At 41.8% G+C, this 14,808-nt stretch carries 17 protein-coding genes and 1 other RNA gene; 4 read left to right on the forward strand and 14 right to left on the reverse strand.

Annotated features, from left to right (window positions below; all coding sequences use genetic code 11):
• Positions 1 to 94 precede the first annotated feature (94 nt).
• From NSQ34_RS09925 to NSQ34_RS09965, 9 genes are all read right to left on the reverse strand, one after another.
• Entirely contained in the window at positions 95 to 2,032 is a 1,938-nt protein-coding gene (locus NSQ34_RS09925) for an ATP-dependent DNA helicase (protein WP_176967040.1), read from the reverse strand.
• Between the two features lie 75 nt (positions 2,033 to 2,107).
• Complete coding sequence (locus NSQ34_RS09930; protein WP_024428119.1) at positions 2,108 to 2,305, reverse strand: hypothetical protein; 198 nt, start codon at positions 2,303 to 2,305, stop codon at positions 2,108 to 2,110.
• A 105-nt stretch (positions 2,306 to 2,410) separates the two neighbouring features.
• On the reverse strand, positions 2,411 to 3,565 hold the full coding sequence (locus NSQ34_RS09935; RefSeq protein WP_024428118.1) for a class I SAM-dependent RNA methyltransferase: 1,155 nt from the start codon (positions 3,563 to 3,565) through the stop codon (positions 2,411 to 2,413).
• A gap of 108 nt (positions 3,566 to 3,673) precedes the next feature.
• An RNA gene (gene rnpB, locus NSQ34_RS09940) (RNase P RNA component class B) lies at positions 3,674 to 4,060 on the reverse strand.
• A 60-nt stretch (positions 4,061 to 4,120) separates the two neighbouring features.
• A complete protein-coding gene (gpsB, locus tag NSQ34_RS09945; protein ID WP_012010336.1) occupies positions 4,121 to 4,426 on the reverse strand; it encodes a cell division regulator GpsB in 306 nt (101 codons plus the stop codon).
• A 75-nt stretch (positions 4,427 to 4,501) separates the two neighbouring features.
• Positions 4,502 to 5,044, reverse strand: a complete 543-nt coding sequence (locus NSQ34_RS09950; protein ID WP_029706022.1) for a DUF1273 domain-containing protein — start codon at positions 5,042 to 5,044, stop codon at positions 4,502 to 4,504.
• Positions 5,045 to 5,092: 48 nt separating this feature from the next.
• Positions 5,093 to 5,326, reverse strand: a complete 234-nt coding sequence (locus NSQ34_RS09955; protein ID WP_335371220.1) for a CotD family spore coat protein — start codon at positions 5,324 to 5,326, stop codon at positions 5,093 to 5,095.
• Between the two features lie 316 nt (positions 5,327 to 5,642).
• Positions 5,643 to 6,890 carry a ribonuclease H-like domain-containing protein gene (locus NSQ34_RS09960; RefSeq protein ID WP_176967039.1) on the reverse strand — a complete coding sequence of 416 codons (1,248 nt, stop codon included), beginning with the start codon at positions 6,888 to 6,890 and terminating at the stop codon, positions 5,643 to 5,645.
• Positions 6,891 to 6,914: 24 nt separating this feature from the next.
• Positions 6,915 to 9,161 (reverse strand): DEAD/DEAH box helicase, encoded by a 2,247-nt coding sequence (locus tag NSQ34_RS09965; protein WP_176967038.1) that lies wholly within the window; start codon positions 9,159 to 9,161, stop codon positions 6,915 to 6,917.
• A 159-nt stretch (positions 9,162 to 9,320) separates the two neighbouring features.
• On the opposite strand from NSQ34_RS09965, the gene NSQ34_RS09970 reads away from it, so the two are divergent.
• Complete coding sequence (locus tag NSQ34_RS09970; protein ID WP_024428115.1) at positions 9,321 to 10,439, forward strand: NADH-dependent flavin oxidoreductase; 1,119 nt, start codon at positions 9,321 to 9,323, stop codon at positions 10,437 to 10,439.
• Positions 10,440 to 10,496: 57 nt separating this feature from the next.
• Here the strand turns inward: NSQ34_RS09970 and NSQ34_RS09975 are convergent, their stop codons facing one another.
• The gene (locus NSQ34_RS09975) at positions 10,497 to 11,003 is read right to left on the reverse strand and encodes a PTS glucose transporter subunit IIA (protein WP_034280784.1); all 507 of its coding nucleotides are present in this window, start codon (positions 11,001 to 11,003) and stop codon (positions 10,497 to 10,499) included.
• 169 nt (positions 11,004 to 11,172) lie between these two features.
• On the opposite strand from NSQ34_RS09975, the gene NSQ34_RS09980 reads away from it, so the two are divergent.
• On the forward strand, positions 11,173 to 11,592 hold the full coding sequence (locus NSQ34_RS09980; protein ID WP_176967037.1) for an Hsp20/alpha crystallin family protein: 420 nt from the start codon (positions 11,173 to 11,175) through the stop codon (positions 11,590 to 11,592).
• A 20-nt stretch (positions 11,593 to 11,612) separates the two neighbouring features.
• On the opposite strand, the gene NSQ34_RS09985 is transcribed toward NSQ34_RS09980, so the two are convergent.
• From NSQ34_RS09985 to NSQ34_RS09995, 3 genes are all read right to left on the reverse strand, one after another.
• On the reverse strand, positions 11,613 to 12,074 hold the full coding sequence (locus NSQ34_RS09985; RefSeq protein WP_061109277.1) for a YppG family protein: 462 nt from the start codon (positions 12,072 to 12,074) through the stop codon (positions 11,613 to 11,615).
• Positions 12,075 to 12,182: 108 nt separating this feature from the next.
• Positions 12,183 to 12,563, reverse strand: coding sequence for a YppE family protein (locus NSQ34_RS09990; protein ID WP_224426683.1), 381 nt, complete (start codon positions 12,561 to 12,563; stop codon positions 12,183 to 12,185).
• A 49-nt stretch (positions 12,564 to 12,612) separates the two neighbouring features.
• Positions 12,613 to 12,846, reverse strand: a complete 234-nt coding sequence (locus NSQ34_RS09995; protein WP_223251001.1) for a DUF5446 family protein — start codon at positions 12,844 to 12,846, stop codon at positions 12,613 to 12,615.
• Positions 12,847 to 13,043: 197 nt separating this feature from the next.
• Between NSQ34_RS09995 and sspM the strand changes: the two genes are divergently transcribed.
• Positions 13,044 to 13,148 carry an acid-soluble spore protein SspM gene (gene sspM / locus NSQ34_RS10000; RefSeq protein ID WP_024422772.1) on the forward strand — a complete coding sequence of 35 codons (105 nt, stop codon included), beginning with the start codon at positions 13,044 to 13,046 and terminating at the stop codon, positions 13,146 to 13,148.
• Between the two features lie 23 nt (positions 13,149 to 13,171).
• On the opposite strand, the gene NSQ34_RS10005 is transcribed toward sspM, so the two are convergent.
• Positions 13,172 to 14,128: a DUF2515 domain-containing protein gene (locus tag NSQ34_RS10005; RefSeq protein ID WP_061109278.1), complete on the reverse strand. Its 957-nt coding sequence runs from the start codon at positions 14,126 to 14,128 to the stop codon at positions 13,172 to 13,174.
• Positions 14,129 to 14,174: 46 nt separating this feature from the next.
• Between NSQ34_RS10005 and recU the strand changes: the two genes are divergently transcribed.
• Positions 14,175 to 14,786, forward strand: coding sequence for a Holliday junction resolvase RecU (gene recU / locus NSQ34_RS10010; protein ID WP_065214702.1), 612 nt, complete (start codon positions 14,175 to 14,177; stop codon positions 14,784 to 14,786).
• The last annotated feature ends 22 nt before the right edge of the window (positions 14,787 to 14,808 follow it).

The raw sequence follows: 14,808 nt of genomic DNA on the forward strand, positions 1-14,808 counted from the left end.
TGTACGTTTCAAGGCTACTTCAATGAATGTTCTTTTGTCAATGAAAAAGGAGGATACACAGTGGTATCCTCCTCATTTGCAAGTTTTCAGCTATTTAAGATGTGATGATGGGCTTCACTGGCAGGACGGATTCAATTTTACTTTGAAGCTCAGTATCTTCCTGACGATCAAAGTAAATATGAATGCTTCCTGCGTCTTGCCTTGTCCGGATCAGTCTTCCGATACCTTGGCGTAAGCGAAGCAGCATATACGGAAGGTCAACTTCAGCATGTGCATCCTTTGCTTCATTCCGTTTCGCTTCAAATACCGGATCATGCGGCGGATAAGGAAGTCCCCAGATGATCACATTCGTTAATGATTGACCTGGAATATCAAGCCCTTCCCACAGATGAACAGAGCATAACACCGATGTCTCATCAGCTTGGAACTTTTGAACAATCGTGCTGATTTCCTCGTCTCCTTCAAAATATACGTCAAACGGCAGTGATTCATTTGCTGCTTCAAGCTGCTTTCTAAAGAAATGGAGTTCGTCAAATGAAGGGAATAATATCAGAGATCGTCCTCCATTTTCTTTCAGCTGAGTAATCACTTGCTGTGCTTTTGCCTCTTGCTCAGCGAGCTGCTGAATTCCATGGAAATAAATCTTCATTTGTTCATCGTAATCATACGGCGAAGCGACACTCATTGATAAGTAATCTTTAATCCCAAGACTTTCAGCTAAATAATCAAAGGATTGATTCTCAGACAATGTAGCGGAAGAGAAAATATATGGTCTTTTTTGCGAGAATACTTTTTCGCCAAGCACCTCTGCAACCGTCTTCGGCATCACAACAAATGTTGTATCTAATTCCTGTTTTTCCAGCCAGCTAATGGCATTTTTTTGATAAAGCGATAAAGAATACGCCATTTGTTCAATGTATTCTTCCACAACAGATAATTCGTATTGATCGATTGTATACATCTCAGATTCAAACACGAGCGCTTCTCCGATTTTTTCAAGCAAGTCACACAATTCATTTGCAGAACGCTTCACCTCATCCACACGCCCAATTTCAAGCCGGTGCGAGCCTTTGACTTCTTTGGCATGTGTTTTTAAGAGATAAAAGAACTCATCGTTTGTTGCAAGTGCATCTTCAACAAGCTCTGCAAATTCTTCGCGTATGTCGTTTTGCAAAAGACGTTCCAAAAATGTTTCGAGCGTTGATTGCTTCACTCGGTACGTTAACGCTTTTTGTGCGGCAAACTCGAGAAGATGTCCCTCATCAAATACGACGGAGCTATGCTCAGGAAGCAGCGGAAGCTGGCCCTCACGTTTCCGGGATTCCTTCGTCCACACATGCTCCATGTAAAAATCATGTGAACAGATGATGAGATCTGTCGCTTTCCGGTAATGATCTCTTGATAAATTCAAACCACAGCGATGACGCATATCGCACGTCAGACAGTCCTGAAACGAGTCATAGCCAATTCGTGACCATTCATCATTTGATAACTCCGGATACTCTTTTCGATCGCCATACGGATAAAAGGTTTGCATGCCATGTGATTCATGAACAAATGAAGGCAGTGATTCATAAATATCGAGCCACTTTTCATCATCTTCACGCTGCATCGTTTTCTCCAGCTTTTTTAAGCATAAATATTGATCATGCGATTTACTTAATCTCGCATCTATTTGAATATCAAGGTGATTAGCAATTTTATAGATATCACCTTCTTGTTTAACGAGCTGTTCAATTAACGTTTCGTCTGCACATGCAATAATCGCAGGCTTCCCTGTATACCTTGCATATGTGACGGCAAATAATAGATAGACGATGGTTTTGCCTGTGCCTACCCCAGCTTCGGCAAACATCACACTTTTTTCTTTAAAGGCTCTTTCTAGTTGAAAAGCCATAAATATTTGTTCATCTCGAAGATCAAAGCCCTTTTCTGGCAAAATGTCATAAAACACATCACCAATCCAGTTGCCCAGTTCTTCGTAAAAATTGTGTTCTTTTGATAATGAAAAAGGCAAACGAGATGCTGTCACCTGCTTCAACCCCCAACTTTTGAATCATTCAGACATTCAATAGTACCATTTACGCTGGGGAAAAACAATCTTTTTTTATGAGCGCAGGCGATGTTGATAGCTTTCCTTCATTAAAAATGCATGCTCAGAACGTTCTATGTATGCCTGAGCCAGCGCCAAATCTTCGATGGCTGCCGTAAGCTGAGCAGATTGTCCACCTTCATGCCCTTCTATTTCTTGAGCAGTCGAATTGAGTGCTTTTTGGATTAACTGAATTTGATCATAATGAATCATGAAGACACCTCTTTTTTTAAAATCAAGTTCAGTTTATTCCGCCACGCGAGGAGTTATACCTTTTCAGCATAAAAAAGCCGCACCTTTTTTCGGTGCGGCCATTTATTACGATTCGGTTGGTTGCTTTCTAGGCGGGCGTTTTCCCCAATATTGATAATAGTCTGTTTTAATAAATCCATTAAACAGCTTTCTCTTTTTCGTCGCTTTTCTTCCGAAGCACTCTTCGAATTTTTCGTGTGACGTTAAGATGTAAATGGACCATGTATCTAGGTTCTTAAACGCTTCACCCATTCCTTGATACATTTTTTCAACAGCTGGTTTATCACTCAGTCGTTCACCATAAGGAGGATTTCCAACAATCACACCGTACTCTTCTTTTGTTTGAAAGTCTTTTACTTGCATTTGTTTGAACTCAATCAGTTCACTCAGTCCTGCTTCTTCTGCATTCATTTTTGCGATGTCCACCATACGATGGTCGATGTCACTTGCGATAATGCGGAGCGGCTGATCATAGTTTGCTTTTTCTTCAACTTCCACACGCGCTTTGTTCCATACGTCTTCACCGATCCATTCCCATGATTCAGACGCAAAATCCCGGTTAAATCCTGGGGCAATGTTTTGTCCTATCATCGCTGCTTCAATGGCGATTGTTCCTGATCCGCAGAAAGGATCAACAAACGGACGGTCAGGTGTCCAGTTCGTTAATAAGACGAGCGCAGCAGCAAGCGTTTCTTTAATAGGTGCTCCGCCTTGATCCATGCGGTATCCGCGTTTATGAAGACCTACACCAGATGTATCAAGCGTAAGAACCGCTTTATCTTTTAAAAGAGCGATCTCGATTTTATATTCAGGTCCCGTCTCTTCAAGCCATTCAGACTGAATGTTGTAGGAGGATTTAAGCTTTTGAGCGATGGCTTTTTTGACGATGCGCTGGCAGTCAGGCACACTGGCAAGCTGAGATTTCACAGATTTCCCGATGACAGGAAACGTACTGTTTTTTGGTAAAAAAGCGGCCCAGTCAATCGCTTTCGTTTGTTCAAAAAGCTCATCAAATGTTTTTGCCGAAAATTCAGCAACTTGTACCTTGATCCGGTCTGCTGTACGCAGCCAAAGGTTTGCACGGCAAATGGCAAGAGCATCCCCCTTGAAAATCACTTTTCCGTTGTCGACTGTGCACTCATAGCCAAGGTCTCTTACTTCTTTTGCAACAATTGCTTCAATTCCCATTGGAGCTGTTGCGATGAGTGTATAGGTTTTCATTGATTTATCACCTGTTTTCTCGTCCTTTTATGTATTCAAGATAAAAGCTCTCCATATGTTGAAATAGGAGAGCTTTGTTTCATCATGTTTATGATAACGGATTTAACGTTCTGTAAGCCATGTTTTGTTCCATCGTACTGCAAACGGCAAATGCCTCGTACTCAGGTGGTAATCATCTATCTACAGAATTCTCTGTCCTTCTCTCCGTTTGGTTCCTTTGAGAAAGTTCCCCTACCAAGTTTGGGTTTCTCGCTCGAGGGGTTTACCGCGTTCCACTCTCACCATTTCTAGTGAGACTTCGTCACTGTGGCACTTTCAAGGATACTTTGCCATATCCTAAAAAGGACGTAGGCATTTTTCCTGCCGTCAGCCTTTCCCAGGCTGCCCTGGCTTATTTTTTCGCCAGGCACGAACACTACGGGCATCTCAGCACCGTGCGAGCATGGACTTTCCTCTGCAATGCCCTAAATAGCATTACAGCGATTACCCGAACGTTAATCAATAAGCGTTATTATAAACGACAATGACATCTGACACAAGCTTTTTCAGCAAGACTCAATCATAAAGTTTGCTGCCGAAAACGTGTTTCTCAAGGTTCGATAGTCTTTTTAAAATATCAAAGTTTGTTGTATTAGACTGTGCAGGCTGTCTTTTCCCTTGTTCAACAGCTTCTTCAAGCTGTTTTGACAAGTGGAGGTTTTCTTGTTGAAGTTTTTCGATTTCTTGGTTGAATGTCTCATAGTCTTTAATGACCATATCTAAAAATTTATCGACTTCTTCTTGTTTGTACCCTCTGACACCTGTTTTAAATTCTTTTTCTAAAATTTCTTTCGCAGAAAGCTTTACTTTATCAGCAAGCATCTTTTTCACCTCATATCGTGAATTCATAGTATATTTTTTCAGAAATACGTGACGTTGTCAAATTTTCTCTTGCTTTTAATCAAAAAACGGATCTTCCGCCTCAACCTGTGCTCTTAGATCATCCATCGTGATGTACATAATGGGGTAATCGGTATAGGCTTCCGCCTCCCTGATCATATACTTCGGCGATCCCTCATGCTCGGGATCATATAAGACGAGAAGACCATCTGTTTTTTCAATAAAAAAGCGATTCTTTTGTTTAAATTGTGCCGGACTTTCGTACGGTCTATGCGTGACACTTTCTACAAAATCGGCCTGTGCAAGAATTCCTTCATACAACTCTTTGTTTTGTTCATTCCAGCGCTCTTCCTGTTCATAAAATGGCGTAATGACTGCAAGTTTTAACGCTGGATATTCCTCCTGAAGCTCAAACACCACTTCGGCTGTCCAAATTTCTGCCCCAAGCTGCCCTGATATGAGCACCCATTCCAGACCTTCTTCGATAAGGGCTGTCAGCCTTTTTTGAAGCTCCGCTTTTATGTATTGAAGTGCAGGCTCGTCTTGTTTGAATATCCCAAGCTCAAACGGCTTGTACCCTGTGACAGCAATAATTTTCATTTTTTCACCTGCTTTTAAAAAATGGGACTTATAAAAGTCCCATTCACTTTATCTGTTACAGCAAGGTCCACCGCAGTTAAAGTGTTGATGTGTTGTCGGGTCCACCTGAGAAAACGTATGCGGGAAGTAGTGAACATGTTTGAAATTATGGTGGTGAACATTTGTCACATGCTGCGGGTGGATATGCGGCACAATTGTTGTTGACTCGCTGTGTGTACAGCAATGATTCGTCGGATGAACAATTGGCTGTGTAACATTCGGATGGCAATGATGATGGTACATGTAGCATTCCCCTCTCCTTTATTTTCTTACATTATCAATGTATGAATCAAGAGGTGTACATGTACTAATGCATTAACCTATTTTAAAAGTTGGCAAGAAAAATATCTTTATAGTTTGAAAACACAAAAGCGACCAAAATGACCACAAGAAAAAACAAGTAGAAAAGACCCTTATACATGCTATACGCTCCTCATTCAATATCTAACGTTATTTTACAGGATTCGCGGACTTTCTACAATAAAAGTGCTAAACAATTTTTATTTTCGGCCGAGAGCCGAACGTTGTCATTTTTTGCGCTTTCCCGGGTAATAATATTTCATTGCCCAGCTTTTCTCAATAGCCGTTTTTTTCGCTTCTCAAGCTCTTTTGTGTCTCGCTCGCTTAACGATGAGAAAGATAATAAAGATTCCGTGATGGAAAGAGCTGACTTTGCATCTTTTTGGCGATGCTCTTTACACTTCGCAAGCTCTATACCTGCTTTTAATGCCAAATGGACATCACTTGATTCAAATAATGTTTCCCAAATTCGAACTGCTTCATCCCACTCGTTTAGCCGTTTATATTGTAATGAGAGATCAAAAGCCGCCTGATTGGCATGTTCAAAATCAGCACCTGTTAATTCCCGCAAATGCTTCGTAGCTTCCTGTACATCACGATGCGCAAGATGCCACCTAGCCAGCGCGTATTTCTCATCATGCTCCTTTACCGCATCCATAGATAGAATTTTTTTGGATAGATGGATGTAAAGGCTGATTAACGAAAGGACGTCTAATTCATTATGAGTCAAAATTCCTTCGATGAGCTTCGGTTTTTGTTCCTTTAAAAAGTGAAAATAGATCATCGGTGCTAAAAAACCCGGTGTGTCGCCTTCCCGGTGGACGTGCAGCTCTTCTTTTTCAACCACAGACAGTGCCATTCGTTCATATTTATGCTTCCACAATCGTCTTGACCCATGCAGAAGATCAAAGTGGCCAAACTCTGGAAGCGCAGGGATTTGATCTCGCAACAAAGTATGTCTCGTTTTCACTTGCGGCCAATCGAATGATTTCCCATTATATGTAACGAGTGATTCTACGTTCACTTCATCGAGAAAGCTTTTATAAAGAGCCGCTTCATTTCCCGGATTTGTGAGCAGGTGCTGTTTCACCACTACTTTGTCAGCAAAAACCCGCGCATGTCCTAGCAAGAAAATCATATTTCCCGTTCCGCCAGATAATCCAGTTGTTTCTGTATCGAAGAAAAACAGTTCATGCGGCTTGTAACCTTTAGCCGATAGAGAATGCTGGATGCTGCTTTTGTTCCATGCCTCGATGATCTTTGGCAGTTCCGCAAACGAGTAGAGTCCATGCTTATCATCTAATGAATAGGTGACTTCTCGAATGAGACAAAAGGAATCCTCAAAGTGATAAGGAGCTGCACCTAATTTCTCCCATTCCTTTAAAAATGGAATGTTTTCGGCCGTCACAGGCTGAGGCTGCCCTTCCACTGCTTTTTGCCGTTTTTCGTTTGGCTGGTTGTGCGATAGGTGCTTCTTCATTCGATTTAATTTCCCTTTTAAAGACATGAGTAGGTATCTTCCTCCTTCCTCTTAAAATGCAGACATCAATTCAACAATGCTGCTTTTTCCGCTCACCTCTTTCATTTCCATGCCAATGCAGGATGGACAGCCGTTCTCACAGCGGCACCGCTCTATCAGCTGAATGGCTGCACCTGCTATTTCATCGAAACGAGCTTGGACTTCTTTGCTTAAGCCGATTCCGCCAGGGTAGTGGTCATATAAAAAGACTGTCGGTTTACCGGTATGTGCCGCTTTAATTTGTGAAACAACATGAATATCTGAGCGGTCACACATCACAAAAGCAGGTACAATGTGCTGAAGAACATTTGCGATGCCAAGCAGGAGCTGTTCAAGTGTCTTCTCTTCAAATCTCCGCTCTGCCTCGTGTAATTCAAACCAAGCCGCACTCGTATGAATTTCTTCTTCCGGTAAGTGAATCGGTCCAGACCCGATATTTTCACCAGTACTCAGACGGATTTTCTTAAATATCGTAGGCATTGCGTTGACAGTCACATCACCGTAGTGAACAGATACCGCTTCTTTCTCTGTCGTCTGATCGATTTCAAGCACCTTGAGCTGAACAGCTAAATTAGCATCTGTATAGTATTCTACATCCACCTGTTTCACATAAGCCTTCAAATGCTCGTAATCTAGCTTTTCTACTTGATACTGAACCCCTTCGTGTAAATAAATCGCTTCATCATGCAGCAATGTCATTGCACTGAATCGATCCATCTCTCCAATAATCCGGACATTCGCTACGTCGGATTGATCCACAATCACCACATTTTCCTGACTTGCAGACCGCAGGCTGATGCCATGCGCTGGGAACGATTGATCTGACCAATAATACCGGTTCCCGCTAAAATGAAGAACCCCTTCCTCATGTAAGTATTGCAAAATGTCTTCTACTTCCATGCCGCCAAACTGTTCATCCGTCCGAAATGGCAGCTCGTAGGAAGCACATTTTAGATGATCCACTAAAATAATGAGATTTTCAGGATTGATTCTGGCTGCTTCAGGCGGTCTATTAAAGAAATATTCAGGGTGTCTGACAATATATTGATCAAGGGGTGAGGAGCTTGCCACCATGATAATAAGCGCCTCCTCATGACGCCTTCCAGCACGTCCTGCCTGCTGCCATGTACTCGCTACACTGCCAGGATACCCCGTCATAATGCATACCTTTAGCTGACCTATATCTACCCCTAATTCTAGTGCGTTCGTGCTGACGACACCTAGAATGTCTCCTTCTCTTAACCCCTTTTCAATCACGCGCCGCTCTTTTGGCAAATAGCCTCCGCGATACCCGCGAATCGATTTTGGACCGATTTCTTTTTTCACAAGCTCTTGAATATCACTTAAAATCACTTCTACTCGTACTCTGCTTCTAGCAAAAACGATCGTTTGAATTTTTTCTTTTAAAAATGTTTTAGCCAATTGGTTGACGACAGTGGCAGCGCTTTGTCTAATATTTAATGGTTTATTCACCACTGGCGGGTTATAAAACACAAAATTCTTTTTACCGCTGGGCGCTCCGTTTCGTTCAATAAGATGCACTTTGCTCCCTGTGAGCTGCTGCGCCAGCTCTTTTGGATTTGCAATCGTTGCTGAAGTACAAATGAAAATCGGATCACTTCCATAAAATGCACAAATACGTTTTAACCTGCGAATCACATTAGCCACATGACTGCCAAATACGCCTCGATATGTATGAAGCTCATCAATGACAATATACTTCAAATTCTCAAATAAACTGACCCATTTCGTATGATGAGGCAAAATAGCTGAATGCAGCATATCTGGGTTTGTGATAACAATATGTCCTGCTTGTCTGACTCGCTGCCGAATGGCCGGGGAGGTATCCCCGTCATATGTTTCACTATGAATCGGAACATCCATCTCGTGGATGATCTCGTTAAGTTCACTCTTTTGATCCTGCGCGAGCGCTTTTGTTGGGAATAAATAAAGAGAGCGGTTTGTCTGGTCTTCTGCGATCGACTGAAGAACAGGCAGATTGTAGCAAAGCGTTTTACCTGAAGCTGTTGGTGTAACCGTTACTACATGCTCACCATTCATTACTCGTTCAAAGGCTTCTTTTTGATGAATATACAACTCTTTCACGCCTCGTTTTTCAAGCGCCTTTTTTAGCCTGTCGTCCACTCTTTCAGGAACGGGTGAGGTCTGTGCAGGCTTTGCTTCAATTTCATGCCAATGTTCTACCTGTTCGTCTTTCTTTAATTCTTCTATCAGTTCGTTCATTGTTTTCTTTTTCATATTGCGTCCACCTCTCATTCTAGTGTACCGAATATTTGTTTGCATGACTAGGCGGCAATTTTTTGATGGGGACTTATGAGCAAATACTTTGAACTGTTGTAACAGTATCTATTACACTTCTAAAGTGAAATGATTTTATCAAGGAAGAAGATGATCAGATTGAAAAACGAATTTAAGCCTTTATTTGAACCATTTACGTTTCCAGGAGGCGCCTCTATTGATGGCCGGTTAGTGGTTGCTCCAATGACACACTTTGGTTCTCATGACGACGGCACCATTTCAAAAGACGAAATTGACTTCATTACAGCTAGATCAAGTGAAATGGGCATGGTGATTACAGCATGTGCGAATGTGACTCCAGATGGGAAGGCATTTGAAGGACAGCCTTCTATCGCAAGAGATGAAGATATCCCTGGCCTGAAAAAACTGGCTTCAGCTATCCAGGCGAAAGGAACAAAAGCCATCATTCAAATTCATCACGGCGGCTCTCAGGCTCTCCCTCATTTAGTTCCAAACGGTGATGTGGTTGCGCCAAGTGATGTGTTTAAAGATGGAAAACAAATTGCACGCGCTTTAAAAGAAGAGGAAATTACGCATATTATCGACTCCTTTAAAGAAGCGGCAAGACGAGCGGTTCAAGCAGGGTTTGACGGCGTGGAAATTCACGGAGCAAACGGTTATTTATTACAACAATTTTACTCACCGCATAGCAATCAGCGTACAGATCAATGGGGAGGAAATGAAGAAAAACGTCTAGCTTTCCCTATTGCTGTTGTAGATGCAGTTAAAGAGGCCATCAAAGAACATGCGGCTAAACCGTTTATCTTTGGATACCGGTTATCTCCTGAAGAACCAGAAACACCTGGTTTAACAATGACAGAGACGTTTACATTAGTAGATGTTCTCAAAACAAAAAGCCTCGATTATTTGCATATCTCTTTAATGGAGATTGGCTCTAAAGCAAGACGAGGCGCAGATTCTAATAAAACTCGTATGGAACTGCTAAAAGAACGCTGCGGCGATGCTCTTCCGCTTATTGGAGTAGGCAGTGTCATTACAGCTGAAGATGCACTCCATGCTTACAATCAAGGGATTCCTCTCATCGCTGTCGCACGAGAGCTGATCGTCGACCCAGATTGGGCTAAGAAGATTAAAGAAGGCAGAGAACAAGAGATTGAAACCGTCATTAAACGCAGCCAAAAAGACAAGTATCTCATTCCAGAAGGATTGTGGTCTGTCATGGAAGCAAGTCAAGGCTGGGTTCCGATGGAGGATTAATGTCCTCAGCACAATAAAAAACTACCCTATCAGTGGGTAGTTTTTTCTATTCATGGATTATTTCATTTTCACTGTAAAGAGCTTGGACATCTGCTTTTCTACAGAGCCTTTTGGTTCTTTATCAAGTCGTTCGATAAGGTCACCATTCATAATCACAATCGGTGTCACTGTACTTGATGCTTTCTCTTCAATCAGTTCTAAATCACATGTAATAAGAGGATCACCGATTTTCACTTTATCCCCTTCTTTCATGTGCGCTTCAAATCCTTCACCATTTAACCCAACTGTTTCAAGTCCGATATGAATCAGAAGCTCAAGCCCCGAGAGTGTTCGAATGCCAATTGCATGTTTTGTATGGAAGAGCTGAATGATTTCACCCTCTACTGGTGACACAATCGTCCCACTTTTTGGTTTTACTGCTACGCCGTCTCCCATCATCTTTTGAGAAAAGACGGGATCTGGTACATCAGTCATATCCATTAACTCTCCATCAACTGGAGAATAAATGACTTCTTCCTTTACATCATCTTGGTTTTTTCCGAAACCGAATAATTTTTTCAGCAATGTCAATTTGCTCCCTTCAAGCTTTGCTTCTTAAATCTATTTCGTGTATGAAACTTTACGCCCATACACCTTGCTTCATTCAACACTATTTAATCATAATTTTTTCCTCTCATCAATTGATAACCGCCTGAGCCCCCTCTGCATAGGCTGTAGATGAGAGGTGATTCAGATGAAACATGAAGGCGAAAAAAAACATGAAATGCTGGCAAATGAAGATATGCTATATGAAGCGATTGAACAATTTTTTGCATCCTCCCCGTTTCACAAGATATTAAATAGTGCAGAGGCACTCATGACCACATCGCATTCACTTGCATCCATTACGACCGGTGTGACAGAGGATGAACAGAATGTGTATATCGAGATTCAATTTCCAGACCATTTTGTCGAAGGAGACATTGCGCTAGAAGTAAAAGCCCAATATTTACACTTATCAGTACAGGAAAAAATCAAAACAGATACGACTTCTTCGTATTCAAGCTTTACCAAAACCATTTTAATGCCGGCAAAAATAGATGAAACGAAAATGAAGAGTGAGTGGAAAGATCAATCGCTTCATGTGTCTGCGCCAAAGCAAACAACCCAATAGATCAATCTATTGGGTTTTAGCTATGCTTTAAAAATGCTTGTAAATCCTTTCGCCAATGAGCCTACTTGATTCATTGTACTCATCATTTGGCCAGCTGTATCAAACATTTTGTTAAAATCGTATTGCCCATTCGTCTTTTTGAATTGTGACAGCACACTTTTAAATTGAGATGGCTGCTGTTTTTGCGGCCTTGGCAATGGATAAGGGTTCATAGGCGGCTGCATGGGCATCATGCCTGGAGGCGGCTGCATTTGGGGTGGGTTCATCGCTTCAGGCGGCTGTAAAGGCGGCACGTTTTCTTGGTATCCATAAGGCGGCTGATAAACAGTAGATGGTGCCTGATTCATTCCCCCTCCACCTTGATACGGCGGCATGAAATAGTCTGGAGGCTGCGGAGGCTGCTGCTGCATCTCTGGATACGGAAAAGGCCTTTGCTTGAATTGATTGAATTCATAAGGCTGCTGGTTTGAATAAGGGAACATCTATCTCGCTCCTCTCGCTCTCAACACATATTGATGACACTCATATATTATGACCAAGAGCAGAAGATGTGCCTAAAGAAGCCATAAGAAAAACGCAGCATCATGTCTTTAGCTGCGCTTTTTGATTTCTTCTATTAAAAGGTTCAGAGTGTAAACCACTGACTCAACTAAATTTTTTACACGGGGTGCGTGCTGTTTACCAAAATAAGATTGCAGGACAACCTCTTTTCCATTTTCTTTTACGGCTTCAAGCTGTTCTTGGTGTAAATATCTAGGTTTGGCCTGCTCAATAAACGAAATGGCAGCGGTGAGCCACTCCTCCATTTTCTGATCAAATGTAACAACGGCCGGCTGAATATCCGTATAAAAATCATACGATGGGTACTCCTCTTCAGCCTTTCCCTTTTGGTACTGCTCATACGCTTCTTCGATCCATATTCTCAAGTTTTGTGTATGTTCAAGTAATGTTTGATTATCCAAAGTGTTCACCTCTATGAACCATCCTATCAAACGTTTACCTATTGCTCAAATAGAAAGGCTATCCGGCGTGATATGCCGGTCTTGCTGCCAGTTTATACTCGGCTGCATGAAGCTTCACTTCACAGTCCTTTACTTCTGATTCAAGCCGGTCAATGATTTGTTCTTGCTCTTCTATCGCTGCACGTTTCGTCTGCTTCACAGCAAGAGACAGCTCTTCCTCCACCGCATCAATTTTTCGCTCGATTTCCTCTAACAACTGCATAATGGATTCTTTTGATACAAATTCGCTCATCATCAGATTCCTCCTTTATTGTCTCTCGTTACATTCTCTTTTCTTTCTCCCCCTCCTTCACACATGACAAAACTAGAAGCAAATCGCCAATCTAAGTGTAGATGAGCGCTATTTCTTCCTTTTCGACAGATGCTTGTCCTTCTTTGTATGATTGCGTCCGATTGTGTAAATTCTAAGGACAAAAGGAGGTAGATTTCATGAAAAAGCAGCCAGCACCAAAAGAGCAAAAGCCAAAAGGGAAAGAAAACAGTCCAGATCAGCTGGATAAAAAGCTCGGCGGTCCTAATCGTCCATCTACGTAAAAAAAGCAGGCACCCCCTGCTTTTTATTTATGCAAAAAATAGTGCTCTAATGAGAAAAGAAAACGAAGCTGTCTTTTTTTATGAAAATACCAGTCGGTCAGCTCAATCTGCTTTGGCAGCGGCTCTGCCTCAAATAAAGATGGACTCAATTTCTTTTGAAACCAATCTTCCCTTTGATCGTCTAATGAATGTGTCATCACCGGATAAACCGTCCTAAGAAAAGGTGTTGACCTTCTAGCGATCCCTAAAAAAGGTTCAAAATCAAACCGAGACCCCGTATGCGGAACGGTATGCAAAAAATGATAAAAATCCGAAAACAAATCGGCTCGAAATAATAGTTTCGCTAGTTTTTTACCTAATGTAATGCGATCCTTTACATTGGAAAACTTCCGTATGGTTAAGCCGTACAAATGCCCGTCCACCGTTGGAAAAACAACGGTTTGGAAATGTCCCCACTCGCTGAAAAGATATTGAATCGAGTGAAAAACATTCTTTTTCAGAAGAGGATTTTGTATAATAGGAGATTGTATAGTATATTGTTCATTTATGATGAGTGCATAAAGCAGACGCTCTGTGTCACGCTTTAGCCAGAAGCGTTCCCACTCAGCGCTCATAAAACGAGACACGGAGAAATAAGGAAGCAGATGAAACAAAGGTTTACTGCATCGCTTAGACCATTCGTACAAAAGAAGCTGAGGGTAAGCATCCGAAAAGATCAGCCAATTCGCTCTTTCATATGCTGTGAAAAAAAGGTGCCCCTGCTGATCCGTTAAACCTGGATGGAAGAGCTCGCCTTTTAAATCCGTCATGGACCACCCAGCATTTCTCGAGACAAAGGAAGCGAGCAGCGACCATTTCATCTCTGGATGCCGGTCATAAAAGCGCTTGTAGGCATTTGTCCTCGTCAGGTTGTCTTTATTTTTTGCTTTCGTTTCACGTAAAATTTGCTGAGTGATGATATGCTCTTCTTGGGACAACATGGTGATCTCTCCAATACAAAATGCATTAAAAGGAGGCTGAAACTTGATGATTCGGTATCCAAACGGAAAATCGTATCAGCCCATACAACAAATTGGGACAAAAAAAAGAATCAGCGGCGAATCCTCTTATAGTAACCGCGGGATGACGCTTGAGGCTGATTTAAATGAAACAAACCAATACTATTTGGTCAACGGGATCGCAGTCATTCATAAAAAGCCTACCCCAGTTCAAATTGTGAATGTGGATTATCCAAAAAGAAGTGCTGCTGTCATTAAAGAAGCCTATTTTAAACAATCATCCACAACAGACTATAACGGGGTTTACAAAGGCCGCTATATCGATTTTGAAGCAAAGGAAACCAAAAGCACTACCTCGTTTCCGCTCAAAAATTTCCACGACCATCAAATTGAGCATATGAAACAGGTTGAAAAGCAAGGCGGTATTTGTTTCGTTATTATATCCGCTTTTGGCTCCGTTTATTATTTGCCCGCTTCAGATCTCTTTTTCTTCTGGGAGCGGCAGAAAAAAAACGGCCGTAAATCCATTAGTAAAGACGAATTAATGGAAGCTGGCCACATAATGACACTTGGATATTCGCCAAGAATTGATTATATTAAAGTAGTGGAGACACTTCATTTTTCGGATGAAAGCAAGTAGCAATTACGTTCGAAAAAGGTTT

The sequence above is a fragment of the Bacillus sp. FSL P2-0069 genome (assembly GCF_038593315.1).
GTDB classification, from domain to species: domain Bacteria; phylum Bacillota; class Bacilli; order Bacillales; family Bacillaceae; genus Bacillus; species Bacillus safensis.